Consider the following 25,257-nt stretch of genomic DNA (forward strand, 5'->3'; position numbering starts at 1 on the left):
TTCGCGAGCAAGCCCGCTCCCACATTTGATCTGCGGTATTTTACAGAGTGAGTTACTTCAGGGCCGCCATGATCGCTTCCGGGTTGTAGTCGCGAATCAGCGTGCCGTTCACGTCCACAAACGGAATCCCGCCGCCCCCCAACGCCTCGTACGCCTTGCGCGCCTGGGCGTCCTTCTCGATATCGAACGCCTGGTAGGGAATCCCCTTGGAATCCAGAAAGCGCCGGATCTGTTTGCAGTAGCCGCACCACTCGGTGGAATACAGCACCACGCGCGCTGCCGCGCGTGTCTGCTCCGGCACCACCTGGGAGGGGTTGAACAGCCGCTCGATCTTGCCCCAGTTCTGGAAAACCACCACCACCAGCAACACCAGCAGGACTTTCTTCAGAACCCCGCCCAGCATCAGTTGCGACGCTTGAGCTGGTCGGTCAACTGGGTCGGCAGGCCCTTGATGATCAAGGTGCCGGCGGCTTCGTCGTATTCGATCTTGTCGCCCAGCAGGTGCGCTTCAAAGCTGATGGACAAGCCTTCGGCACGCCCGGTGAAACGGCGGAACTGGTTGAGGGTGCGTTTATCCGCCGGGATTTCCGGCGACAGGCCGTAGTCCTTGTTGCGGATGTGATCGTAGAAGGCTTTTGGCCGATCTTCATCGATTAACCCGGACAGCTCTTCCAGGCCCATCGGCTCGCCGAGCTTGGCCTGGCTGCTGGCGTAGTCCACCAGGGTCTTGGTTTTCTCGCGGGCGGATTCGTCCGGCAGGTCTTCGCTCTCGACGAAATCGCTGAAGGCCTTGAGCAGGGTGCGGGTCTCGCCTGGGCCGTCGACGCCTTCCTGGCAGCCGATAAAGTCGCGGAAGTACTCCGAGACCTTCTTGCCGTTCTTGCCCTTGATAAACGAGATGTACTGCTTGGATTGCTTGTTGTTCTGCCACTCGGACACGTTGATGCGCGCGGCGAGGTGCAGTTGGCCAAGGTCGAGGTGGCGCGACGGCGTCACGTCCAGTTGGTCGGTCACGGCCACGCCTTCACTGTGGTGCAGCAGGGCGATCGCCAGGTAATCGGTCATGCCCTGTTGATAGTGGGCAAACAGCACGTGGCCGCCGGTGGAGAGGTTGGACTCTTCCATCAGCTTCTGCAGGTGTTCCACCGCAATGCGGCTGAAGGCGGTGAAATCCTTGCCGCCGTCGAAATACTCCTTCAACCAGCCGCTGAACGGGTGCGCGCCGGACTCGGCATGGAAAAAGCCCCAGGCCTTGCCTTGTTTGGCGTTGTAGCTCTCGTTGAGGTCGGCGAGCATGTTCTCGATCGCGGCCGACTCGGCAAGCTCGGAGTCGCGGGCGTGGAGAACTGCGGGTGTGCCGTCGGGTTTTTTGTCGATCAGGTGGACGATGCAATGACGGATCGGCATGGGCTTCTCGGCTGGTTGAAGGGGAGGGGTGGGGCTCCCGGAAAAAGTCGCCAGTGTACCGCACCCGCTGGGGATGGCGCTGTTCGGAGGGCGTTTTGAGCGCCATCCGACGGGCCATATGCCTTTTTTTCACGGTTTAGAGCGATAAAGCTGACCAAATGGGTATGTTGAGGCGGATATTTCCCCGTCTCTGTGCTAGTTTTGCCCCGTCTTACGCGCAGTCTGGGCGTTAAGCGTGCATTCAGCATTTGTCAGGTCGAACCAAACCCGGTTTCAGGTATCTATAACCCCGATCTTCGTGGTTATAGCCCTTGGGTGCCAGGCCTTGATGGCAGGGCTCGATGGCTGACACTGCACTCTGCAATCCAAATGAATTTGATAGGGAAGGAACACCACAATGGCTATTACTAAAGACCAACTGATCGCTGATCTGGCTGAAGCTGTAGACGCACCGAAAACCACCGTGCGTGCTCTGCTGGACCAACTGAGCCAGATCGTTGCTGATCAGCTGGAAAACGGCGGCGAAATCACTCTGCCAGGCGTTGGCAAACTGAAAGTGACCGAGCGTCCTGCCCGTACTGGCCGTAACCCTTCGACTGGCGCTGCCATCGAAATCGCTGCCAAGAAAGTTATCAAGCTGGTTGTGGCCAAAGGCCTGACCGACGCTGTTAACAAGTAAGACGCAGCAAAAAAAACCGTGCTCCGGAGCGATCCGGGCACGGTTTTTTGTTGCCTGCGATTTATCAGTCTTTACGGGCCCAACGCTGGCGCCACACCTGTTGCTCGCTCGGGGTCTGGAACGTCCAGGCGACGAAGCGGCTCTGCTTCTGGCCCTGGGACATTTCCACCACCTGGCTTTCCAGCACACCGGCCTTTTTCAGCGCTGTCTGGATCGCCGGCAAGTTCGACGCTTTCGACACCAGCGTGCTGAACCACAGCACCTTGTGCTGGAAATGCGCGCTTTCAGCGATCAACTGCGTCACAAACCGCGCTTCACCGCCTTCACACCACAATTCCGCCGACTGGCCACCGAAGTTCAGCACCGGCAGCTTGCGTTTCGGATCAGCCTTGCCCAGTGCGCGCCATTTACGCTCGCTGCCCTTGGTCGCCTCATCCATGGACGCGTGGAAGGGCGGGTTGCACATGGTCAGGTCAAACCGCTCGCCTGGCTCCAGCAAGCCCAGCAGGATCTGCTTGGGGTTGGTTTGCTGGCGCAGCTGGATGGCCTTGTTCAGCCCGTTGGACTGCACGATCGCCTTGGCGGCGGCCACGGCGGTCGGGTCGACTTCCGAGCCGAGGAAATTCCAGCGGTACTCGCTGTAGCCAATCAACGGGTAGACGCAGTTGGCGCCCATGCCGATGTCCAGCACCTTCACCGGCGCGCCACGGGGGATCACGCCTTCGTTGACGCTCGCCAGCAGGTCGGCGAGGAAGTGCACGTAGTCGGCACGCCCCGGTACCGGTGGGCACAGGTAGTCAGCCGGGATATCCCAGTGATTGATGCCGTAGAACGCCTTGAGCAACGCCCGGTTGAACACCCGCACCGCGTCGGGGCTGGCGAAGTCGATGCTTTCCTTGCCGTACGGGTTGATGATCACGAATTGCGCCAGTTCGGGCGTGGTCTTGATCAGCGCCTGGAAGTCGTAACGGCCCTGGTGGCGGTTACGCGGGTGCAAGGTGGCCTCTTTGCGCGGAACGACGGGCTTGGCCGGCGTACTGGATTTAGGCTTCTTGCGCGGTGCTTTGGGTGTGCTGGGGGCGGTCATGGGCTGCGTCGATTCTGCGTTTGTTTCAAAAGTGGCGGGTATTGTCACACATTCCTTGGTCGAACTCGGTCAAATGTGGGAGCTGGCTTGCCTGCGATGCAGCCGACTCGGTGTATCTGCCGGACCGAGGCGATGCCATCGCAGGCAAGCCAGCTCCCACATTGATCGGGTTTCCAAAGAGAAATAGCGGTGTTTTTCCAAGCAAAAAAAAGAGACCCGAAGGTCTCTTTTTTCACACGGGCTGCCCCTTACAGGCTGGAGATCCGTGCGTGTTGCTCCGCCAGCTTGCCCAAAGCCTGTTCAGCTTCAGCCAGTTTGGCGCGTTCTTTCTCGATGACTTCAGCCGGAGCCTTGTCGACGAACGCCGCGTTGGACAGCTTGCCGCCCACCCGCTGCACTTCGCCTTGCAGGCGCAGGATTTCCTTGTCCAGGCGCGCCAGTTCGGCACCCTTGTCGATCAGGCCGGCCATCGGCACCAGCACTTCCATCTCGCCCACCAGTGCGGTGGCGGACAGCGGTGCTTCTTCGCCAGCGGCCAATACGGTGATCGACTCCAGCTTCGCCAGCTTCTTGAGCAGCGCGTCGTTCTCGGTGAGGCGACGCTGATCTTCGGCGCTGGCATTCTTCACGAACACGGCCAGTGGCTTGCCCGGACCGATGTTCATCTCGGCGCGGATGTTGCGCGTACCCATCATCAGGGTCTTGAGCCACTCGATATCGCTTTCGGCTGCCTCGTCAATGCGGGCTTCGTTGGCCACCGGCCAAGGTTGCAGCATGATGGTCTTGCCGTCTTTGCCGGCCAGCGGCGCGATGCGCTGCCAGATTTCTTCGGTGATGAAGGGCATGAACGGATGCGCCAGGCGCAACGCCACTTCCAGTACGCGCACCAGGGTTTGACGGGTGCCGCGCTGACGTTCGATCGGCGAGTTCTCGTCCCACAGCACGGGCTTGGACAGTTCCAGGTACCAGTCGCAATACTGGTTCCAGATGAACTCGTACAGGGCCTGCGCCGCCAGGTCAAAGCGGAACTGGTCGAGTTGACGGGTCACTTCGGCTTCGGTGCGCTGCAGCTGGGAGATGATCCAGCGGTCTGCCAGGGACAGCTCGATGGCCTCGCCGTTCTGGCCGCAGTCTTCGCCTTTATCCAGCACGTAGCGCGCGGCATTCCAGATCTTGTTGCAGAAGTTGCGATAGCCTTCGACGCGGCCCATGTCGAACTTGATGTCGCGACCGGTGGACGCCAGCGAGCAGAAGGTAAAGCGCAGGGCGTCGGTGCCGTAGCTGGCGATGCCGTCTGCGAACTCGTCGCGGGTCTGCTTCTCGATCTTCTTCGCCAGTTTCGGCTGCATCAGGCCCGAGGTGCGTTTCTGCACCAGGGTTTCCAGGTCGATGCCGTCGATGATGTCCAGCGGGTCCAGGACGTTGCCCTTGGACTTGGACATCTTCTGGCCCTGGCCATCACGCACCAGGCCGTGCACGTACACGGTCTTGAACGGTACCTGCGGGGTGCCGTCTTCGTTCTTCACCAAGTGCATGGTGAGCATGATCATCCGGGCAACCCAGAAGAAAATGATGTCGAAGCCGGTCACCAGCACGTCGGTGGAATGGAATTTCTTCAGGAATTCGGTCTGTTGCGGCCAGCCGAGGGTGGAGAAGGTCCACAAGCCCGAGCTGAACCAGGTGTCCAGTACGTCGTTGTCCTGTTGCAGCGCCACGTCCGCGCCAAGGTTGTGCTTGGCACGTACTTCTGCTTCGTCGCGGCCCACGTAGACCTTGCCCGACTCGTCGTACCAGGCCGGAATCCGGTGGCCCCACCACAGCTGGCGGCTGATGCACCAATCCTGGATGTCACGCATCCACGAGAAGTACATGTTTTCGTACTGTTTCGGCACGAACGCGATGCGGCCGTCTTCCACGGCAGCGATCGCCGGCTCAGCCAAAGGCTTGGTGGACACGTACCACTGGTCGGTCAGCCAGGGCTCGATGATGGTGCCGGAGCGGTCGCCCTTCGGCACTTTCAGGCCGTGGTCGTCAACGCTCACCAGCAGGCCGGCGGCGTCGAAGGCGGCAACGATCTGCTTGCGCGCTTCGAAACGGTCGAGGCCGGCGTATTCAGCCGGGATCTTGCCGTCGATGCTTTCGTTCAGCGTGCCGTCGAGGTTGAACACCTGGCAGGCCGGCAGAACCGCGGCGTTCTTGTCGAAGATGTTCAGCAGCGGCAGGTTGTGGCGCTTGCCGACTTCGTAGTCGTTGAAATCGTGGGCCGGGGTGATTTTCACGCAGCCGGTGCCGAATTCAGGGTCGCAGTAGTCGTCCGCGATAATCGGGATGCGACGGCCAACCAGCGGCAGCTCGACGAACTTGCCGATCAGCGCCTGGTAGCGTTCGTCGTTCGGGTTAACCGCGACGGCGGCATCACCAAGCATGGTTTCCGGACGGGTGGTGGCGACGATCAGGTAATCATTGCCTTCGGCGGTCTTGGCGCCGTCAGCCAGCGGGTACTTGAGGTTCCACAGGAAACCTTTTTCGTCGTGGTTTTCCACTTCAAGGTCGGAAATCGCCGTGTGCAGCTTGGTGTCCCAGTTGACCAGGCGCTTGCCGCGGTAGATCAGGCCGTCATCATGCAGGCGCACGAAGGCTTCCTTCACGGCTTCCGACAGGCCGTCGTCCATGGTGAAGCGCTCGCGGCTCCAGTCGACGGACGAGCCCAGGCGACGAATCTGACGGCTGATATTGCCGCCGGACTGATCCTTCCATTCCCAGATTTTCTCGAGGAATTTCTCGCGGCCCAGGTCGTGACGGTTCTGGCCGGTGGCTTCCAGTTGGCGCTCCACCAGCATCTGGGTGGCGATACCGGCGTGGTCTGTACCTGGTTGCCATAGGGTGTTGCGACCCTGCATGCGGCGGAAACGAATCAGGGCATCCATGATCGCATTGTTGAAGCCATGGCCCATGTGCAGGCTGCCAGTGACGTTCGGTGGCGGAATCATGATGGTGTAGGCATCGCCCGCGCCTTGCGGAGCGAAATAATTCTCGGACTCCCAGGTCTGGTACCAGGAAGTTTCAATAGCGTGCGGCTGGTAGGTCTTATCCATGCGCGGCGGGACCCTAGTTGGCATTAATTCAGGAAAGCCGACAAGTATAACGGGGGATAGGGGAGAGGGCGAGTTGAAGACGGGCTCAACGGTGGCGCCGATCAAATGTGGGAGCGGGCTTGTGTGGGAGCGGGCTTGCTCGCGAAGACGGTGTAGCAGTCACCCAATGTATTGACTGAACCACCGCTTTCGCGAGCAAGCCCGCTCCCACAGGGGATATGTGTCAGCCTTAGTTCTGGTACTGGCTCAACAACCGCTCCATGCGCGCATCCAGCCGGCGCTTGATCTCGGTTTCGATATGCGGGGCAAAATCGTCGATCACGTCTTGCATGATCAGTTGCGCGGCGGCGCGCAGTTCGTTGTCCAGGTGCAGCAGCAGGGCGTCGGGGGCTTTTTCGGCGGCAGGTACGGCAACAGCCGCAGCCGGCGCAGCTTGTACCGCGGGCGTTTCGACAGGTTCCGGCGTAACCGGCTTGCCACCCACCATATCGAACAGCAGGGGAATTTGTACGTCACCGTTGACCGCATCGGTCAGCAATGGCGGTTGCAGGTCATCATCACCGAGCAGCTTGCGGATCGACTCAAGGTCGTCCAGCAGGTGGTCAGAGTCTTTTAGCGGGTTTGGAGTGTCCATCGTGTGCTCAAAGTCGTTGTAGCCGGTGATCTTGCAGAGAATAGCCCTGTTCGCGGTAGAAACGGAAACTCTCCCGCGCGGCCTGACGAATAGCCGGGTCTTCCACCACCACTTCCGCCACGCGGGCGAACCCCTTGGCGAAGGCCGGTACTTTCAGGTCAAGGTTGACCAGCAGGTCTGTGTGATCGCCGCAGCTGTCGCCCAAACCCAGTACCACCAGGCCTTCCGGTTCTGATTCGGCGGCACCGTGGGGCACGAAGCTTTCGCCCTTGAAGCGCCACAGGCGGGCGTCGAGGTCATCACGCTGGGCGGCGTCGCTGCAGTGCAGGTAGATGCGGTGGCCCATGCGCCAGGCTTTTTCGGTGAGCTTGCAGGCAAAGTCCAGGCGCGCGGAAGGATCGGCGCTGGGCAATATATAGAAGTCGACTTGGGTCATTGCGGTTCCTGAGCCCCGGGCGGCTTTACAAGCGCCCGGGGATCTTCATTTTCAGGCTTTGGCGCGGTCCAGCAGGTACTGGGTCAGCAATGGAACCGGACGGCCAGTGGCGCCCTTGTCCTTGCCGCCGCTGGTCCAGGCAGTGCCGGCGATGTCCAGGTGGGCCCAGTTGAAGTTCTTGGCGAAGCGCGACAGGAAGCACGCCGCAGTGATGGTGCCGGCTTTCGGGCCACCAATGTTGGCGATGTCGGCAAACGGGCTGTCCAGCTGTTCCTGGTACTCATCGAACAGCGGCAGTTGCCAGGCGCGGTCGTCGGCAGCCTGGCCGGCGCTGAGCAGTTGGCCGATCAGTTCGTCGCTGTTGCCCAGCAGGCCCGACGTGTGGGCGCCCAGGGCAACCACGCAGGCACCGGTCAGGGTGGCGATGTCGATCACGGCTTGCGGCTTGAAGCGCTCGGCGTAGGTGAGTGCGTCGCACAGCACCAGGCGGCCTTCGGCGTCAGTGTTGAGGATTTCCACGGTCTGGCCGCTGAGGGTGGTGACGATGTCGCCCGGACGGGTCGCGCCGCCGCTCGGCATGTTCTCGGCGCAGGCCAGGATGCACACCAGGTTGATCGGCAGCTTGAGTTCCAGCACGGCACGCAGGGTGCCGAACACGCTGGCGGCGCCGCCCATGTCGTACTTCATCTCGTCCATGCCCAGGCCCGGCTTGAGGCTGATGCCGCCGGTGTCGAAGGTGATGCCTTTGCCGACCAGGGCAAATGGCTTCTCGGACTTCTTGCCGCCGTTGTATTGCATCACGATCAGGCGTGGCGGCTGGTCGCTGCCCTGGCCCACGGCATAGAACGAGCCCATGCCCAGTTCCTTGATCTTCTTCTCATCCAGGACTTCGACTTTCAGGCCCTTGAATTCCTTGCCCAGCGCCTTGGCTTGCTCGCCCAGGTAGGTTGGGTGGCAGATGTTCGGTGGCAGGTTGCCCAGGTCACGGGTGAACGCCATGCCGCCGGCGATGGCCTGGGCGTGGGTCACGGCGCGTTCGACTTCAGCCTGGGCCGCCTTGATGGTCAGCAGGGTGACTTTCTTCAGGGCGCGGGGTTCGGCCTTGGTGCTCTTGAACTGGTCGAAGACGTAGCCGCCGTCCAGCAGGCTTTCGGCCAGCAGGCGGGTCTTGCCGTAGCTGTCGCGGCCCTTGACCACGACTTCGTCCAGCGCCAGGGCCGCGTCGGTGCCGCCCAGGCCCTTGAGGGTGTTGAGGATGCCGGCGATGATCTTGCGGAACGGACGGTCGCCCAGTTCGGCGTCTTTACCAACGCCCACCAGCAATACACGGTCGGCTTTAAGGTTAGGCAGGCTTTGCAGCAGCAGGCTTTGGCCGACCTTGCCGGCCAGGTCGCCGCGCTTGAGGACTGCGCTGATGGCGCCGCCGCTCAGTTCGTCCAGTTGCTTGGCGGCAACGCCCAGCTTGCGGCCTTCGCCGACAGCGACCACGAGGGTGGCGGTTTTCAACGTTTCGGGGCTAACGCTTTTTACAACCAGTTCCATTTTCGGGTCCCTTATAAAGGTCAGTGAGCCAGGAGTCTGTACTCCGGCTTGTAAGCTTGGCAGCCTGTAGGCCGCCCGCGACAAAGGCCGCAGTTTGAACCTCGCCGCCCGAGCCTGACAACCCTTGCGGGCAGCTTTGTGCACGCGTATGAGCAAGCTCCGTGACAGGTGCGGTCAATCACAGGATAATGCGCCATCTTTTTAGCCGGCCTGCAGCAATGGGTCGACTCGGTATGCTTGCTTGTTTGGCCGCCTTAGCCTGACAACCCTGGAGTGTCTGGTTTGATCGTCTTCCGTTATCTATCCCGCGAAGTCCTGTTGACCCTGAGTGCCGTGAGTGCGGTATTGCTGGTCATCATCATGAGTGGTCGCTTCGTCAAATACCTCGCCCAGGCTGCCTCGGGTGCCCTGGATCCGGGTTCGCTGTTCCTGATCATGGGCTTTCGCCTGCCGGGCTTCCTGCAGTTGATCCTGCCATTGGGCCTGTTTCTCGGGATTCTGCTGGCCTACGGCCGCTTGTACCTTGAAAGCGAAATGACCGTGTTGTCGGCCACCGGCATGAGCCAGCAACGTTTGCTGGCCATGACCATGGTTCCGGCCACCGGTATCGCGCTGGTGGTGGCCTGGCTGAGCTTGAGCCTGGCACCCCAGGGCGCCCTGCAGTTCCAGCTGGTGCTGAACAAACAGGACGCCATGACCGAATTCGACACCCTGGAGCCGGGCCGCTTCCAAGCGCTCAACGACGGCACCCGAGTGACCTATACCGAGCAAATGTCGGATGACCGTGCCAACCTGGGTGGTGTGTTCATCTCCCAGAAAAACCTCGGCCAGAACCAGAAAGACCGTGGTATTTCGATTCTGGTGGCCGATAAGGGGCGTCAGGAAGTGCGTCCGGATGGCAGCCGTTACCTGATCCTGGAAGATGGCTATCGCTATGACGGCAGCCCCGGTCAGGCCGATTACCGCGCAATCAAGTACGACACCTATGGCGTGATGCTGGCCCGGCCGGATGTCAGCGATGAGGTCACCGACCGCGACGCGATCCCGACCCCCGACCTGATCGGCAGCAAGGAACTGCGTTCGATCGCCGAGCTGCAATGGCGAATTTCCCTGCCGTTGCTGGTGTTTATCGTGACCTTGATGGCCGTGCCGCTGTCCCGGGTCAACCCGCGCCAGGGCCGCTTCCTCAAGCTGCTGCCGGCGATCCTGCTTTATATGGCGTACCTGACCATCCTGATTTCCGCCCGCGGCTCCCTGGAGAAGGGCAAACTGCCGCCGGCCCTCGGGTTGTGGTGGGTCCACGGGGTCTTCCTGGCCATTGGCCTGGGGCTGCTTTATTGGGAACCGATGCGGTTGAAGATGCGGAGTCGTCGCAGCGTGAAGGAGATGGCCCGTGGTTAAGCTCGACCGCTACATTGGTAGCAGCGTCCTGGTCGCAATCCTTGCGGTATTGGGCATTATTCTGGGGCTGGCCTCGTTGTTCGCCTTCATTGATGAAGTCGGCAACGTCAGCGATACCTACACCGTTACCGACGTCCTGAGCTACGTGGCGCTGACGGCGCCCCGTCGCCTGTACGACATGATGCCGATGGCTGCGCTGATCGGCTGCCTGATCGGCCTGGGCAGCCTGGCCAGCAACAGCGAGCTGACCATCATGCGCGCGGCGGGTGTTTCCATCGGTCGCATCGTGTGGGCGGTCATGAAGCCCATGCTGTTGCTGATGGTGGTCAGCGTGCTGATCGGTGAATACGTGGCGCCTCCAGCCGAGTCCACGGCCCAGGCCAATCGTGCCCTGGCCCAGGGTTCGGGCGATGCCCAGAGCTCCAAGCATGGCCTGTGGCACCGCCAGGGTGAGGAGTTTATCCACATCAACGCCGTGCAGCCGGGTGGCTTGCTGGTGGGTGTCACCCGCTACCACTTCGACAAGGAACGTCACCTGCTGTCGTCGAGCTTCGCCAAACGTGCACAGTACGCCGACGAAAAGTGGCAACTGAGCGATGTGACCACCACCTATTTCCGTGATATCGGCAAGGGTGCGGCATCGACCACCGAAGTGATCAATGTGCCGACGGAGCAGTGGGATATTTCCCTCAAGCCCGAATTGCTGAATACCGTGGTGATGATCCCGGAAAGCCTGCCTATCTCCGGCCTGTGGGGGTATATCCATTACCTCAAGGACCAGGGCTTGAACAACGGCCGTTACTGGCTGGCGTTTTGGGTCAAGGTGTTGCAGCCGGTGGTGACGGCTGCGCTGGTGCTGATGGCGATCTCGTTCATCTTTGGCCCGTTGCGTTCCGTGACCCTCGGCCAGCGCGTGTTTACCGGCGTACTGGTGGGTTTCACCTTCCGTATCGCCCAGGACCTGCTGGGGCCGTCCAGCCTGGTATTCGGTTTCTCGCCGCTGTTTGCGGTGCTGGTGCCGACCGCCATCTGCGCCGTGGCCGGCTTCTGGCTGTTGCGTCGGGCCGGTTGAGCCCGCGCTTATGAACAAAAAATGCCCCGTTCGAACGACCGGGGCATTTTTGTTCTTGGTCGCCATGGATGACGTCTGGTCTGCGCATCAGGTACAATTCCCGGCTATTTTTCAGCGGGCAGTCTGCCTGCAGCCTTTTTGAGTGTTGATCCGTGAGTGATTTGAGTCATATCCGCAATTTCTCCATCATCGCCCACATTGACCATGGCAAGTCGACGCTGGCCGATCGATTCATCCAGATGTGCGGCGGCCTTGCCGAGCGTGAAATGGAAGCCCAGGTGCTGGACTCCATGGACCTCGAGCGCGAGCGCGGGATCACCATCAAGGCCCACAGCGTAACCCTGTACTACACCGCCAAAGACGGTATCAAGTACCAGCTCAACTTCATTGACACCCCGGGTCACGTCGACTTCACCTATGAAGTCAGCCGTTCCCTGGCGGCCTGCGAAGGTGCGTTGCTGGTAGTGGACGCGGGCCAGGGCGTTGAAGCCCAGTCCGTGGCCAACTGCTACACCGCCATCGAGCAAGGCCTGGAGGTGATGCCGGTGCTGAACAAGATCGACCTGCCACAGGCCGATCCGGACCGCGTCAAGGAAGAGATCGAGAAGATCATCGGCATTGACGCCACCGACGCCGTCGAGTGCAGCGCCAAGACCGGCCTGGGCGTCGACGAGGTGCTCGAGCGCCTGGTCAAGACCATTCCAGCCCCCACCGGCAACTACGAAGATCCGCTGCAAGCGTTGATCATCGACTCCTGGTTCGACAACTACCTGGGCGTTGTTTCCCTGGTACGCGTACGCCACGGCCGTGTGAAGAAGGGCGACAAGATCCTGGTCAAGTCCACCGGCAAGATCCACCTGGTGGACAGCGTCGGTGTATTCAACCCGAAGCACACGGCTACCACTGATCTGAAAGCCGGCGAAGTAGGCTTCATCATCGCCGGTATCAAGGACATCCACGGTGCACCGGTAGGTGACACCCTGACCTTGAGTTCCACCCCTGACGTCGACGTGCTGCCGGGCTTCAAACGCATCCAGCCGCAGGTTTACGCCGGCCTGTTCCCGGTCAGCTCCGACGACTTCGAGGACTTCCGCGAAGCCCTGCAGAAGCTGACCCTCAACGACTCGTCGTTGCAGTACACCCCGGAAAGCTCCGACGCCCTCGGGTTCGGCTTCCGCTGCGGGTTCCTGGGCATGCTGCACATGGAAATCATCCAGGAGCGCCTCGAGCGCGAATACGACCTGGACCTGATCACCACCGCGCCGACGGTTATTTTTGAACTGGCGCTGAAAACCGGTGAAACGATTTACGTCGACAACCCGTCCAAGCTTCCGGATCTGTCTTCCATCGAAGACATGCGCGAACCGATCGTGCGGGCCAATATTCTTGTGCCGCAAGAGCATCTGGGCAACGTCATTACCCTGTGTATCGAAAAGCGTGGCGTACAGCACGACATGCTGTTCCTCGGTACCCAGGTGCAAGTGACCTACGATTTGCCGATGAACGAAGTGGTCCTGGACTTCTTCGACCGTCTCAAATCCACCAGCCGGGGCTATGCTTCGCTGGATTACCATTTTGACCGTTACCAATCAGCTAATCTGGTGAAGCTGGATGTGCTGATCAACGGCGACAAGGTGGATGCCCTGGCGCTGATCGTGCACAAGGACAACGCGCACTACAAAGGTCGCCAGTTGACCGAGAAGATGAAAGAACTGATTCCGCGCCAGATGTTCGACGTTGCGATCCAGGCCGCCATTGGCGGGCAGATCATTGCACGGACTTCCGTCAAGGCACTCAGAAAGAACGTACTGGCCAAATGCTATGGCGGCGACGTCAGCCGTAAGCGCAAGCTGCTCGAGAAGCAAAAGGCCGGTAAAAAACGCATGAAGCAAGTGGGTAACGTGGAAATTCCACAAGAAGCCTTCCTTGCGGTGCTCAGGTTGGATAGTTAGGTCCTATGTCACTAAATTTCCCGCTGTTGCTGGTCATCGCCGTTGCCGTTTGCGGTCTATTGGCGTTGCTCGATCTGGTGTTCTTCGCCCCGCGTCGCCGGGCAGCCATCGCGTCCTATCAGGGCAGCGTCAGCCAGCCCGATGTGGCGGTGATCGAGAAACTGAACAAAGAGCCGATGCTGGTTGAATACGGCAAGTCGTTCTTCCCGGTGTTGTTCATCGTGCTGGTGCTGCGTTCGTTCCTGGTGGAACCGTTTCAGATCCCTTCGGGCTCGATGAAACCTACCCTGGACGTGGGCGACTTCATCCTGGTGAACAAGTTTTCCTACGGGATCCGCTTGCCGGTGATCGACAAGAAAGTGATCGAGATCGGTGACCCGCAGCGCGGCGATGTGATGGTGTTTCGCTACCCAAGCGACCCGAACGTCAACTACATCAAGCGTGTAGTGGGCCTGCCGGGTGACGTGATTCGCTACACCAGCGACAAGCGCCTGTTCGTCAACGGCGAGTCGGTGGCAGAAAAACTGATCGGTTCCGAGCCGAACACCCTGGGCAGCGCCGAGCTGTACCAGGAAAAACTCGGGGCGGTAGAGCACGAAATCCGCAAGGAGATGAGCCGCTACCGTTCGCCGCCTGACAACCAGTGGACAGTGCCTGCCGGGCACTACTTCATGATGGGCGACAACCGCGACAACTCCAACGACAGCCGCTACTGGGATGACCCGAATATTCCCAAGGACCTGCTGGGCATGGTCCCCGACCAGAATATCGTCGGCAAGGCCTTCGCGGTCTGGATGAGTTGGCCGGAACCCAAGCTCAGCCACCTGCCGAACTTCTCGCGGGTCGGGCTGATCAAGTAATCCATGCGGCGCTGTGAACACAGCGCCGAATGCTTTTCTGGGGCTTGGACAAAACCAGGCCCCATGCAGCAACCACCAGGATTTGAATTTGAACACAGCGTTAATCGTCGCAGGCCACCGGTGCCTCGAACTGAATGTGGGTAAACCGTGAGCGTTTCTCTAAGCCGTCTCGAGCGCCAGCTCGGCTACACCTTCAAGGATCAGGAATTGATGATCCTTGCCCTCACACACCGCAGTTTTGCCGGGCGTAACAACGAGCGCCTGGAATTCCTCGGTGATGCCATCCTCAATTTCGTCGCCGGCGAAGCCCTGTTCAATCGCTTCCCGCTGGCCCGCGAAGGCCAGTTGTCGCGCTTGCGTGCGCGCCTGGTGAAAGGCGAGACCCTGGCTGTACTGGCCCGTGGTTTCGACCTGGGTGATTACCTGCGCCTGGGCTCCGGCGAGCTGAAGAGCGGCGGTTTCCGTCGCGAGTCGATCCTGGCCGACGCCCTTGAGGCACTGATCGGCGCGATCTACCTCGACGCGGGCATGGAAGCGGCCAAAGAGCGCGTCGTCGCCTGGCTGTCGACCGAAATCGAAAGCCTGACGCTGGTAGACACCAACAAAGATCCAAAGACCCGCCTGCAGGAATTCCTGCAGTCCCGTGGTTGCGACCTGCCGCGTTACGAAGTGGTGGATATCCAGGGTGAACCGCATTGCCGAGTCTTCTTCGTCGAATGCGAAATCACCTTACTGAATGAAAAAAGCCGAGGTCAGGGTGTGAGCCGTCGTATTGCCGAACAGGTAGCGGCCGCTGCAGCACTGATTGCCCTGGGCGTGGAGAATGGCCATGACTGATTCAACCGCAACTCGCTGTGGCTATGTTGCCATCGTCGGCCGTCCGAACGTGGGCAAGTCCACGTTGCTGAACCACATCCTGGGACAGAAGCTGGCGATCACCTCGCGCAAGCCCCAGACCACCCGCCACAACATGCTGGGCATCAAGACCGAAGGCGCCGTACAGGCTGTCTACGTTGATACCCCGGGCATGCACAAAGGCGGCGAAAAGGCCCTCAACCGCTACATGAACAAAACCGCTTCGGCAGCGTTGAAAGACGTCGACGTGGTGATCTTCGTGGTCGACCGCACCAAGTGGACCGACGAAGACCAGATGGTTCTGGAGCGCGTGCAGTACGTCACCGGCCCGTTGATCGTCGCGTTGAACAAGACTGACCGCATCGAAGACAAGGCCGAGCTGATGCCGCACCTGAGCTGGCTGCAGGAACAACTGCCGAACGCCCAGATTATGCCGATCTCGGCCCAGCACGGGCACAACCTTGAAGCCCTGGAACGTGTGATTGCTGGCTACCTGCCGGAGAACGAACACTTCTTCCCGGAAGACCAGATCACCGACCGCAGCAGCCGTTTCCTCGCCGCCGAACTGGTACGCGAGAAAATCATGCGCCAGATGGGTGCCGAGCTGCCGTACCAGATCACCGTCGAAATCGAAGAGTTCAAGCAGCAGGGCAAGACCCTGCATATCCATGCGTTGATCCTCGTCGAGCGTGACGGCCAGAAGAAAATCATCATTGGCGACAAGGGCGAGCGCATCAAGCGCATCGGCACCGAAGCGCGCAAGGACATGGAATTGCTGTTTGATTCCAAGATCATGCTCAACCTGTGGGTGAAGGTTAAGGGTGGTTGGTCCGATGATGAGCGCGCGTTGCGTTCGTTGGGTTACGGCGACCTGTAACAGGTCTCCGGAACACCGCAGGACAAATGTGGGAGCGGGCTTGCTCGCGAATGCAGGGTGTCAGTCACCAGATGTGTTGACTGACACCCCGCATTCGCGAGCAAGCCCGCTCCCACATTGGATAGTCGTTGTTTTCCAGACCGTGTTCCCGCAGCGAGAACCCCATGTCTCAAACCCCACCCACCGGCCAACCCGCCTACGTCTTGCACAGCCGCGCCTACCGCGAGACCAGCGCCCTGGTGGACTTCCTCACGCCCCAAGGCCGCCTGCGCGCGGTCTTGCGCAGTGCACGCGGCAAGGCCGGCACCCTGGCGCGGCCCTTCGTGGCCCTGGAAGTGGAGTTTCGTGGACGCGGCGAGCTGAAGAACGTCGGCCGCATGGAAGCTGCCGGCGCCTCCAACTGGCTCAACGGTGAGGCGCTGTTCAGCGGCCTTTACCTCAACGAATTGCTGATCCGCCTGCTCCCCGCCGAAGACCCGCACCCCGGCGTCTTCGATCATTATGCCGCCACCTTGCTCGCCCTCGCCGAAGGCCGTCCCCTGGAGCCGCTGCTGCGCGCATTCGAATGGCGCCTGCTGGATGACTTGGGCTACGGCTTCGAACTGAGCAACGACCTGCACGGCGAGCCCATCGCCGCCGACGGCATGTACCGCCTGCAAGTGGACGCAGGCCTGGAGCGGGTCTACCTGCTGCAACCCGGCCTGTTCCAAGGCACCGAATTGCTCGCCATGAGCGAAGCCGACTGGACCGCCCCCGGCGCCCTGTCTGCCGCCAAGCGCCTGATGCGCCAAGCCCTGGCCGTGCATCTGGGGGGGCGGCCACTGGTCAGCCGCGAGTTGTTTCGAAAGCCCTGACATCCCCGTGTATGCTGTGCAGCGATTCCTTCCCTCTTCAGGAGCGCTTTTCGTGACCACCAGCAATCGCATTCTTCTCGGCGTGAACATCGACCACGTAGCCACCCTGCGCCAGGCCCGGGGCACCCGTTACCCGGACCCGGTCAAGGCCGCGCTGGACGCCGAAGAAGCGGGCGCCGACGGCATCACCGTGCACCTGCGCGAAGACCGGCGCCACATCCAGGAGCGCGACGTGCTGCTGCTCAAGGACGTGCTGCAAACCCGCATGAACTTCGAAATGGGCGTCACCGAGGAAATGATGGCGTTCGCCGAGCGCATTCGCCCGGCGCATATCTGCCTGGTGCCGGAAACCCGCCAGGAACTGACCACCGAAGGCGGCCTCGATGTGGCTGGCCAGGAAGCGCGGATCAAGGCCGCCGTGGAGCGCCTGTCGAAGATCGGCAGTGAAGTCTCGCTGTTCATCGACGCCGACGAGCGCCAGATCGAAGCTTCGCGCCGTGTCGGTGCCCCGGCCATCGAACTGCACACGGGCCGTTATGCCGACGCGACCACGCCGACCGAAGTTGCCGACGAATTACAGCGCATCACCGACGGCGTCAACTGCGGCCTGGGCGAAGGCCTGATCGTCAACGCCGGCCACGGCCTGCACTACCATAACGTCGAAGCCGTGGCTGCGATCAAGGGCATCAACGAGCTGAACATCGGCCATGCACTGGTGGCTCATGCGCTGTTCGTCGGCTTCAAAGGTGCCGTCGCCGAGATGAAAGCCTTGATTCTGGCCGCCGCCAAACATTAAAAGAGCGCTGAAGATCCAATGTGGGAGCGGGCTTGCTCGCGAAGGCGGTGGGTCTGTTACTCATGCATCGTCTGACACGCCGCTTTCGCGAGCAAGCCCGCTCCCACACAAGCCCGCTCCCACATGTGGCAATGCGAACCCTTACTGTTTAGGTGATGCCGGTGTATGGTATCTGCCCTTTGCGGGTCTCGGACCCGCGGCAGATACGTGAGGTTGTTGTGTCCCAATCGTTTTCCCGTCGACAAATCCTGGGTGGTCTTGCCGGTCTCGCGGTGGTGGGCGTCGGTGCCGGTGGCGCCTATCGCTACTGGCTCGGGAAGGTGGCCGAGGCCGAGGCGGGGCACGATTACGAGCTGATCGCCGCGCCGCTGGACGTGGAGCTGGTGCCGGGGCACAAGACCCAGGCCTGGGCCTTCGGCCCTTCGGCGCCGGGCACCGAGTTGCGAGTGCGCCAGGGTGAATGGCTGCGGGTACGCTTTATCAACCACCTGCCGGTCGCCACCACCATCCACTGGCATGGCATACGCCTGCCGCTGGAAATGGACGGCGTGCCGTATGTCTCGCAATTGCCGGTACTGCCGGGCGAATACTTCGACTACAAATTCCGCGTGCCCGATGCCGGCAGCTATTGGTATCACCCCCACGTGAACAGCAGCGAAGAACTGGGCCGTGGCCTGGTGGGCCCGCTGATCATCGAGGAGCGCGAACCCACCGGTTTCAAGCACGAACGCACCCTGAGCCTGAAAAGCTGGCACGTGGACGAAGAGGGCGCCTTTGTCGCCTTCAGCATTCCCCGCGAAGCGGCCCGGGGCGGCACCGCCGGACGCCTGTCGACCATCAATGGCGTGTCCCAGGCGGTGATCGATTTGCCGGCCGGGCAGATCACCCGTGTGCGCCTGCTCAACCTCGATAACACCCTGACCTATCGCATCAACATCCCCGACGTTGAAGCGCAGATCTATGCCCTGGACGGCAACCCCATCGAACCGCGCCCGCTGGGCAAGGAATACTGGCTCGGCCCTGGCATGCGCATCTGCCTGGCGATCAAGGCGCCGCCCGCCGGTGAAGAGTTGTCGATCCGCAACGGCCCGGTACGCCTGGGCACCTTCCGCTCGGTGGCCAGCACCGACACGGCGACCGAATGGCCGCCTGCGTTGCCGGCGAACCCGATTGCCGAGCCGGACCTGGCCAATGCCGAGAAACTCAACTTCAATTTCGAATGGGTTGGATCGGTCTCGGTGAACGTGGACAATAAGCCACCGAGCCTGTGGCAGATCAACGGCCAGGCCTGGGACATCACCGACAAGACCTGCGCCGACCGCCCGATTGCCAAGCTTGCAAAGGGCAAGAGCTACATTTTCGAATTGAAGAACATGACCCAGTACCAACACCCGATCCACCTGCACGGCATGAGTTTCAAGGTCATCGCCTCGAACCGCCACAAGGTGATTCCGTACTTCACCGACACCTACCTGCTGGGCAAGAACGAGCGTGCCCGCGTGGCGCTGGTGGCGGATAACCCGGGTGTCTGGATGTTCCACTGCCATGTGATCGACCACATGGAAACCGGCCTGATGGCCGCCATCGAGGTGGCGTGATGCGCCAGTTTCGCCCCACGGCGATTATCGACCGCAGCCGCGACCAGGACTTCATGCGTGAAGCGCTGGCCCTGGCTGCCCAGGGTGCCGCGCTGGGCGAAGTGCCGGTGGGCGCGGTGCTGGTGCAGGATGGCGAAGTAATCGGGCGCGGCTTCAACTGCCCCATCAGCGGCAACGACCCCAGTGCGCATGCCGAGATGGTCGCGATCCGGGCCGCCGCTCAGGCTGTCAGTAATTACCGGCTGCCGGGCAGTACGCTGTACGTCACGCTGGAGCCGTGCAGCATGTGCGCCGGGCTGATCGTGCATTCACGGATTGCCCGGGTGGTGTACGGCGCGCTGGAGCCGAAAGCCGGGATTGTGCAAAGCCAGGGACAGTTTTTTACCCAGGGCTTTCTCAACCATCGGGTGCTGTATGAAGGCGGGGTGTTGGCCGAGGAGTGCGGGACGGTGTTGAGCGAGTTCTTCAAGGCGCGAAGAGCCAAAGGCTGACACGATGCCCTGTGGCGAGGGAGCTTGCTCCCGCTGGGCTGCGTAGCGGCCCCAAAATCCGGGGAGCGCTGCGCACTCCAGCGGGAGCAAGCTCCCTCGCCACAACAGCAGTCTTATTTCTTCAACACAACAGCAGTCTTATTTCTTCGCGACAATCACCGCCCGCATCGGCGCCGGCAGCCCTTCGATGGTCTTGCTGTGATCTTCAGGGTCCAGGAAGTCGCTGAGGGACTGATACTTCATCCACTCCGTGCCGCGCTGTTCCTCGACCGTGGTCACGCTCACGTCCACACAGCGCACCTCACTGAAGCCCGCACGTCGCAGCCACAGCATCAGCGCCGGCACCGACGGCAGAAACCAAACGTTGCGCATCTGCGCGTAGCGGTCTTCCGGCACCAGCACTTGCTGCTGATCGCCTTCAACCACCAGCGTCTCCAGCACCAGCTCCCCACCCTTGACCAGGCAATCCTTCAGCGCCAGCAAATGCTCGATGGGCGAGCGGCGATGGTAGAACACGCCCATGGAAAATACCGTGTCGAAGCCTTCCATGTTCGACGGCAGGTCTTCAAACGGGAACGGCAGGTGCCAGGCCTTGGGCGTCGGCAGATAACGCTGCACCGCCTGGAACTGGCAGAAGAACAACCAGTTCGGGTCGACGCCAATCACACTGTCGGCGCCGGCGCCGAGCATGCGCCACATGTAATAGCCGTTGCCGCAGCCCACATCGAGGATGCGTTTGCCCTTGAGGTCCAGGTGTGGCGCGACCCGTGACCACTTCCAGTCCGAGCGCCATTCGGTGTCCACGTGCACGCCGAACAGATCGAACGGGCCCTTGCGCCACGGGCAAAGGCCCATCAGCGCAGTACGCATTTGCGCACGGGTGTCGTCGTCGCAGTCGGTATCCAGCACCAGGCCGTTCAGCAGGTCGATTTCACTGGGCATGATCTTCGGCAGCGCATCCAGCGCGCTCTGCCAGCGTTCCAGGTCGCCATGGCCTTTTTCCATCTTCGCATCGAGTTGCGCTTGCAGGCCCTGGGCCCAGACGGCCAGGGGAGTGCCGACCAGGTGGCGGGCGAGGGGAGACAGATCAATCATGGCAAGGCAATCAACGAGGCAAAGTTAAGACACTGGAACCACGGCACGACTTTCGAGAACCCGGCCGCCAGCAGGCGTTCGCGGTGTTCTTCGAGGCTGTCGGGCTTCATGACGTTTTCGATGGCGCTGCGCTTCTGGGCGATTTCCAGTTCGCTGTAGCCGTTGGCGCGCTTGAAGGCGATGTGCAAGTCGGTGAGCAGCGCATGTTCTTCCGGGTCATTGAAGCGCAGCTTTTCCGAAAGGATCAGCGCGCCGCCCGGCAGCAGCGATTGGCGAATGCGCGAGAGCAAGGCCAAGCGTTGTTCGGGGGCGATGAATTGCAGGGTGAAGTTCAGCGCCACCACCGACGCCGGCTGGAATTGCAGGGCGAGGATATCGCCCTCGATCACCTCCACCGGCAGCAACTCCTGGAACATCGAGTCCTGGCCGTTGAGGTATTCGCGGCATCGCTCGACCATCGCCGCCGAGTTATCCACAGCGATCACCCGGCAACCGTCGGTGCGCACGTGACGGCGCAGGGCTTGGGTCACCGCGCCGAGGGATGAACCGAGGTCGTAGAGCACGCTATTGGGTTGGGCAAACTGCGCCGCGAGTACGCCGAGGTTCTCGACGATGGTCGGGTAGCCGGGCACCGAGCGCTTGATCATGTCCGGGAAAACCCGCACCACGTCTTCGTTGAAGGCGAAGTCCGGCACCTGGGGCAGGGGCTGGGCGAATAGGCGATCGGGTTCTTTGCTCACGGCTGTTCCGGCGACGAAGGGGGAAAGCCGGGCATTTTAGCCAAGTTGGTCTTCGGATGCGCGGGTTGTCTGATGGAACGCCGATGCGGTAATTCCCCATTGCCCCAGCCAGTAGCTGACGATCAGCAAATACGGCGCCGCTTCAAACGCCACCACAAACCGATTGATCCCGATCAGCGTGTCGGAGAACACGAACGATGCCGCGCCTGCCGCCGCCAGGTAGGCCGAGCGCTTGGGCACTTCGCTGCCCAAGCGCGCCAACGCTCGCCACAGCATCGCGCTGATCACCAGCGCGTAAACCACCACCGGTACCAGCAATGGGCCAAGGCCGTGGGAAATCAGGATACTCAGCAAGATCGCGCCGACGACCAGCGCCAGCACCAGCGGCAAAATCGCCGGGCGGCGGCAGTCGCTCAAGTAGGCTTTCAGGTACGCCAGGTGCGCGAACAAAAACGCACCGAGGCCGAAGATGAACAGGTCGCCGGGCCAGGCCAGCAGCACATCGCCCACCAGGGAAAAAATCAGCCCCAGGCTGATCCAGCGTCGATAGTCAGTGGGCGGCGCATCATGCAGCCAGCCCAGCAGCGCCAGTACCGGCAATGGCTTTACCAACAGGCAGAGCAGGGTGGCGTGGGTGCTCAGGCCGTAGATAAAGGTTACCGCCCCCATCAACGCAAGGATCATCCATGGCATATCAGTTCACCGTAATGGCGCAGTCGAAGGTTTCGGCCGGTTCAGCTTCCGGCTCCCAGGGTTGTTGTGAGGTGAGGCGCAAACGGCCCTGGCCGGCGTTGAAGGCCTGGAAGCGCCAGGTGGATTGGCCGCCACTGCCGACCACGCCGGTGTCGTCGGTGTTGCTGTAGACCTCGGGGCTCAGGCTGCGCAGCACGCCGCCGGCCGAGTCCTGGATGGCCCAGCGGTAACCGGTGGTGGGATTGCTGGGCAGGGTCAGGATCAGGTTTTGCCCGGTCTTGAGTTGCAGCGGGCAGGCGCTCTGTTTTTCCACGGTGACGTTTTGCTTCGGCGCACTGGCGCAGGCGGCGAGCAGGCAAAGGCTCAGGGGGAGAAGCAGACGGGCAGCGGTCATGGGGGCTCCGTTGTTTGGCGACGAAGGGCGAGCATAACCGAAGATGAGACAAGGTGTGACAGATGGCGTTGTGTTGGCTGCACCGGCCTCTTCGCGAGCAAGCCCGCTCCCACATTCGACCGCATTCCAAAGCATGGACTCGGTCAAGTGTGGGAGCGGGCTTGCTCGCGAAGAGGCCAGCTCAGGCGCTACATAACTATCAGAACAACACCTTCGCCACATCCGCAAAGCGCTTGGCAAAGTGCACCGTCATCCCTTCCTTCAGGTACTCCGGCAGCTCTTCAAAGCTCCCCCGGTTAGGCTCCGGCAAGATCAACTCGTGAATTTTCTGGCGCCGCGCCGCAATCACCTTCTCGCGCACCCCGCCAATCGGCAGCACATGCCCGGTCAACGTCAGTTCACCGGTCATGGCCACGCCTTTTTTCGGCGGCTGGTTACGCGCCAGGGACAGCAGCGCACTGGCCATGGTCACGCCCGCGCTCGGGCCGTCTTTCGGTGTGGCGCCTTCCGGCACGTGCAGGTGCACGAAGGCTTCATCGAAGAACTTCGGGTCACCGCCAAACGACTTCAGGTTCGAGCTGATGTAGCTGTAGGCAATCTCGGCCGACTCCTTCATCACTTCACCCAGTTGCCCGGTGAGCTTGAAGCCACGGTTCAGCGTGTGGATGCGCGTCGCCTCGATCGGCAGGGTCGCGCCGCCCATGCTGGTCCAGGCCAGGCCGGTGATCACACCGGTGCCCGACAGCACTTGCTCGTTACGGAACACCGGCATGCCCAGGGAGGCTTCCAGGTCCTTGTTGCCGATCTTGATCACCGAGTCCGGCTCATCCAGCAGCTTGACCACCGCCTTGCGCACCAGTTTGCCCAGCTGTTTCTCCAACTGACGCACCCCGGCTTCGCGAGCGTAACCATCGATCAGCGCGCGCAGGGCGCCGTCGCTGATGGACAGGCTGTTTTTCGACACGCCGGCTTTTTCCAGCTGCTTTGGCCACAGGTGACGCTTGGCAATCGCGACCTTTTCTTCGGTGATGTAGCCCGACAGCCGAATCACTTCCATCCGGTCCAACAACGGGCCGGGGATCGAATCCAGGGTGTTGGCGGTGCACACGAACAGCACTTTGGACAGGTCCAGGCGCAGGTCCAGGTAGTGGTCGAGGAATTCGACGTTCTGTTCCGGGTCGAGGGTTTCGAGCAGGGCCGAGGCCGGGTCGCCCTGGTAGCTCTGGCCCATCTTGTCGATCTCGTCGAGCATGATCACCGGGTTCATCACTTCGACATCTTTGAGGGCTTGCACCAGCTTGCCCGGCATAGCACCGATGTAGGTGCGGCGATGGCCCTTGATCTCGGCCTCGTCACGCATGCCGCCGACGCTGAAGCGGTAGAACGGCCGGCCGAGGGATTCGGCAATCGATTTGCCGACACTGGTCTTGCCCACGCCTGGCGGGCCCACCAGCAACACGATGGAGCCGGCGACTTCGCCCTTATAGGCGCCCACGGCGAGGAACTCGAGGATCCGACTCTTGATGTCGTCCAGGCCGGCGTGGTGTTTGTCGAGCACCTTGCGGGCGTGCTTGAGGTCGAGTTTGTCCTCGCCATACACGCCCCACGGCACCGAGGTGGCCCAGTCCAGGTAGTTGCGGGTGACCGCGTACTCCGGCGAACCGGTTTCCAGGATCGACAGCTTGTTCATTTCTTCGCTGATGCGTTTCTGCGCCTGGGTCGGCAGGACCTTGTCCACCAGGCGTTGTTCGAATTGCTCGACGTCGGCGCTGCGATCGTCCTTGGTCAGCCCCAGCTCTTGCTGGATGACCTTGAGTTGTTCCTTGAGGAAGAACTCGCGCTGGTGTTCGCCGATCTTGCGGTTCACTTCGGCGGAGATTTCTTTTTGCAGGCGCGCGACTTCGACTTCCTTGCGCAGCATCGGCAGGACTTTTTCCATGCGCTTGAGCATGGGCACGCAGTCCAGCACTTGCTGCAGTTCAGTGCCGGTGGCCGAGGTAAGGGCGGCGGCAAAGTCCGTCAGCGGCGACGGATCGTTGGGGCTGAAGCGGTTGAGGTAGTTCTTCAGTTCTTCGCTGTACAGCGGGTTGAGCGGCAGCAGTTCCTTGATCGCATTGATCAGCGCCATGCCGTAGGCCTTGACCTCGTCGGTCGGCTGGGTTGGCTGGTGCGGGTATTCGACTTCCACCAGGTACGGTGGGCGGTGGTGCTTGAGCCAGGTCTTGATCCGCACGCGGGTCAGGCCCTGGGCGACGAATTGCAGCTTGCCGTTTTCGCGGCTGGCGTGGTGCACCTTCACCAGGGTGCCGTACAGCGGCAGGCTGGAGGTGTCGAAGTGGCGCGGATCTTCGGGCGGGGTTTCCATGAAGAACAGGGCAAGGGAGTGGTGGTCGGACTTGCTCACCAGCTCCAGGGTTTCGGCCCACGGCTCTTCATTGACGATCACCGGCAACACTTGCGCCGGGAAGAAAGGCCGGTTGTGGATCGGGATGATGTAGACCTTGTCGGGCAGGTTTTGCCCTGGGAGGGCCAAGCCAGTGTTGGCGGAAGTGTGTTCAGCGTTTTCCGGGTCGGCGTAGTCGTTGAGGTCGATGTCCGGGAATTCTTGCTGGTCGCTCATGGGGCACCTGCATAAGGAAGTATGCAAGTTAGATGGGGCGGGTCGGCAGTGGTTTCAATGGGTGGGGTGAGATAGCAAC

At 61.3% G+C, this 25,257-nt stretch carries 23 protein-coding genes; 11 read left to right on the top strand and 12 right to left on the bottom strand.

What is annotated here, in order from left to right; translation table 11 throughout:
• Positions 1–52 precede the first annotated feature (52 nt).
• Together HX811_RS14730 and yejK are read right to left on the bottom strand one after the other, a co-directional pair.
• A complete protein-coding gene (locus HX811_RS14730; protein WP_003212747.1) occupies positions 53–403 on the bottom strand; it encodes a glutaredoxin family protein in 351 nt (116 codons plus the stop codon).
• The gene (gene yejK, locus HX811_RS14735; protein WP_003212745.1) at positions 403–1,407 is read right to left on the bottom strand and encodes a nucleoid-associated protein YejK; all 1,005 of its coding nucleotides are present in this window, start codon (positions 1,405–1,407) and stop codon (positions 403–405) included. Before yejK ends, HX811_RS14730 begins: the two co-directional genes overlap by 1 nt.
• A 397-nt stretch (positions 1,408–1,804) precedes the next feature.
• Between yejK and HX811_RS14740 the strand changes: the two genes are divergently transcribed.
• The gene (locus HX811_RS14740; protein ID WP_003212743.1) at positions 1,805–2,086 is read left to right on the top strand and encodes an HU family DNA-binding protein; all 282 of its coding nucleotides are present in this window, start codon (positions 1,805–1,807) and stop codon (positions 2,084–2,086) included.
• A gap of 64 nt (positions 2,087–2,150) precedes the next feature.
• Here HX811_RS14740 and rlmF read toward each other — a convergent pair whose 3' ends face one another.
• The 5 genes from rlmF to HX811_RS14765 all read right to left on the bottom strand — a co-directional run bounded on the left by rlmF (position 2,151) and on the right by HX811_RS14765 (position 8,880).
• Complete coding sequence (gene rlmF / locus HX811_RS14745; protein ID WP_003212741.1) at positions 2,151–3,173, bottom strand: 23S rRNA (adenine(1618)-N(6))-methyltransferase RlmF; 1,023 nt, start codon at positions 3,171–3,173, stop codon at positions 2,151–2,153.
• 248 nt (positions 3,174–3,421) lie between these two features.
• A complete protein-coding gene (locus HX811_RS14750) occupies positions 3,422–6,268 on the bottom strand; it encodes a valine--tRNA ligase (protein ID WP_177046377.1) in 2,847 nt (948 codons plus the stop codon).
• A 229-nt stretch (positions 6,269–6,497) separates the two neighbouring features.
• Positions 6,498–6,902: a DNA polymerase III subunit chi gene (locus HX811_RS14755; protein WP_177027932.1), complete on the bottom strand. Its 405-nt coding sequence runs from the start codon at positions 6,900–6,902 to the stop codon at positions 6,498–6,500.
• Between the two features lie 7 nt (positions 6,903–6,909).
• On the bottom strand, positions 6,910–7,338 hold the full coding sequence (locus HX811_RS14760; RefSeq protein WP_003210446.1) for a DNA polymerase III subunit chi: 429 nt from the start codon (positions 7,336–7,338) through the stop codon (positions 6,910–6,912).
• A gap of 51 nt (positions 7,339–7,389) precedes the next feature.
• A complete protein-coding gene (locus HX811_RS14765) occupies positions 7,390–8,880 on the bottom strand; it encodes a leucyl aminopeptidase (protein ID WP_003210444.1) in 1,491 nt (496 codons plus the stop codon).
• Positions 8,881–9,162: 282 nt separating this feature from the next.
• Between HX811_RS14765 and lptF the strand changes: the two genes are divergently transcribed.
• From lptF to tadA, 10 genes are all read left to right on the top strand, one after another.
• A complete protein-coding gene (gene lptF / locus HX811_RS14770) occupies positions 9,163–10,281 on the top strand; it encodes an LPS export ABC transporter permease LptF (protein ID WP_008438514.1) in 1,119 nt (372 codons plus the stop codon).
• Positions 10,274–11,353: an LPS export ABC transporter permease LptG gene (gene lptG / locus HX811_RS14775; RefSeq protein ID WP_003210440.1), complete on the top strand. Its 1,080-nt coding sequence runs from the start codon at positions 10,274–10,276 to the stop codon at positions 11,351–11,353. The genes lptF and lptG overlap by 8 nt, the downstream gene beginning before the upstream one ends.
• 152 nt (positions 11,354–11,505) lie before the next feature.
• Entirely contained in the window at positions 11,506–13,305 is a 1,800-nt protein-coding gene (gene lepA / locus HX811_RS14780) for a translation elongation factor 4 (RefSeq protein WP_003210439.1), read from the top strand.
• A gap of 5 nt (positions 13,306–13,310) precedes the next feature.
• Positions 13,311–14,165, top strand: coding sequence for a signal peptidase I (gene lepB / locus HX811_RS14785; RefSeq protein WP_003210437.1), 855 nt, complete (start codon positions 13,311–13,313; stop codon positions 14,163–14,165).
• Between the two features lie 147 nt (positions 14,166–14,312).
• Complete coding sequence (rnc, locus tag HX811_RS14790; RefSeq protein WP_003210434.1) at positions 14,313–15,002, top strand: ribonuclease III; 690 nt, start codon at positions 14,313–14,315, stop codon at positions 15,000–15,002.
• Entirely contained in the window at positions 14,995–15,897 is a 903-nt protein-coding gene (gene era / locus HX811_RS14795; RefSeq protein WP_003210432.1) for a GTPase Era, read from the top strand. The genes rnc and era overlap by 8 nt, the downstream gene beginning before the upstream one ends.
• 164 nt (positions 15,898–16,061) lie before the next feature.
• Positions 16,062–16,751, top strand: coding sequence for a DNA repair protein RecO (recO, locus tag HX811_RS14800; RefSeq protein ID WP_003210428.1), 690 nt, complete (start codon positions 16,062–16,064; stop codon positions 16,749–16,751).
• A 52-nt stretch (positions 16,752–16,803) separates the two neighbouring features.
• Positions 16,804–17,547, top strand: a complete 744-nt coding sequence (gene pdxJ / locus HX811_RS14805) for a pyridoxine 5'-phosphate synthase (protein ID WP_177046379.1) — start codon at positions 16,804–16,806, stop codon at positions 17,545–17,547.
• A 218-nt stretch (positions 17,548–17,765) separates the two neighbouring features.
• Positions 17,766–19,145: a multicopper oxidase family protein gene (locus tag HX811_RS14810; protein WP_087695164.1), complete on the top strand. Its 1,380-nt coding sequence runs from the start codon at positions 17,766–17,768 to the stop codon at positions 19,143–19,145.
• Entirely contained in the window at positions 19,145–19,636 is a 492-nt protein-coding gene (tadA, locus tag HX811_RS14815) for a tRNA adenosine(34) deaminase TadA (protein ID WP_003210422.1), read from the top strand. Before HX811_RS14810 ends, tadA begins: the two co-directional genes overlap by 1 nt.
• Before the next feature lie 138 nt (positions 19,637–19,774).
• Here the strand turns inward: tadA and cmoB are convergent, their stop codons facing one another.
• From cmoB to lon, 5 genes are all read right to left on the bottom strand, one after another.
• Positions 19,775–20,731, bottom strand: coding sequence for a tRNA 5-methoxyuridine(34)/uridine 5-oxyacetic acid(34) synthase CmoB (gene cmoB, locus HX811_RS14820; RefSeq protein ID WP_003210420.1), 957 nt, complete (start codon positions 20,729–20,731; stop codon positions 19,775–19,777).
• On the bottom strand, positions 20,728–21,471 hold the full coding sequence (gene cmoA, locus HX811_RS14825) for a carboxy-S-adenosyl-L-methionine synthase CmoA (protein WP_093201534.1): 744 nt from the start codon (positions 21,469–21,471) through the stop codon (positions 20,728–20,730). Before cmoA ends, cmoB begins: the two co-directional genes overlap by 4 nt.
• Before the next feature lie 36 nt (positions 21,472–21,507).
• Positions 21,508–22,164, bottom strand: coding sequence for a lysoplasmalogenase (locus HX811_RS14830; protein ID WP_177046381.1), 657 nt, complete (start codon positions 22,162–22,164; stop codon positions 21,508–21,510).
• A 1-nt stretch (position 22,165) separates the two neighbouring features.
• On the bottom strand, positions 22,166–22,558 hold the full coding sequence (locus HX811_RS14835) for a protease inhibitor I42 family protein (protein ID WP_003210413.1): 393 nt from the start codon (positions 22,556–22,558) through the stop codon (positions 22,166–22,168).
• Between the two features lie 199 nt (positions 22,559–22,757).
• Positions 22,758–25,178, bottom strand: a complete 2,421-nt coding sequence (gene lon / locus HX811_RS14840; RefSeq protein ID WP_003210412.1) for an endopeptidase La — start codon at positions 25,176–25,178, stop codon at positions 22,758–22,760.
• Between the last annotated feature and the right edge of the window lie 79 nt (positions 25,179–25,257).

The organism is Pseudomonas sp. F8002 (assembly GCF_013385495.1).
GTDB lineage: Bacteria > Pseudomonadota > Gammaproteobacteria > Pseudomonadales > Pseudomonadaceae > Aquipseudomonas.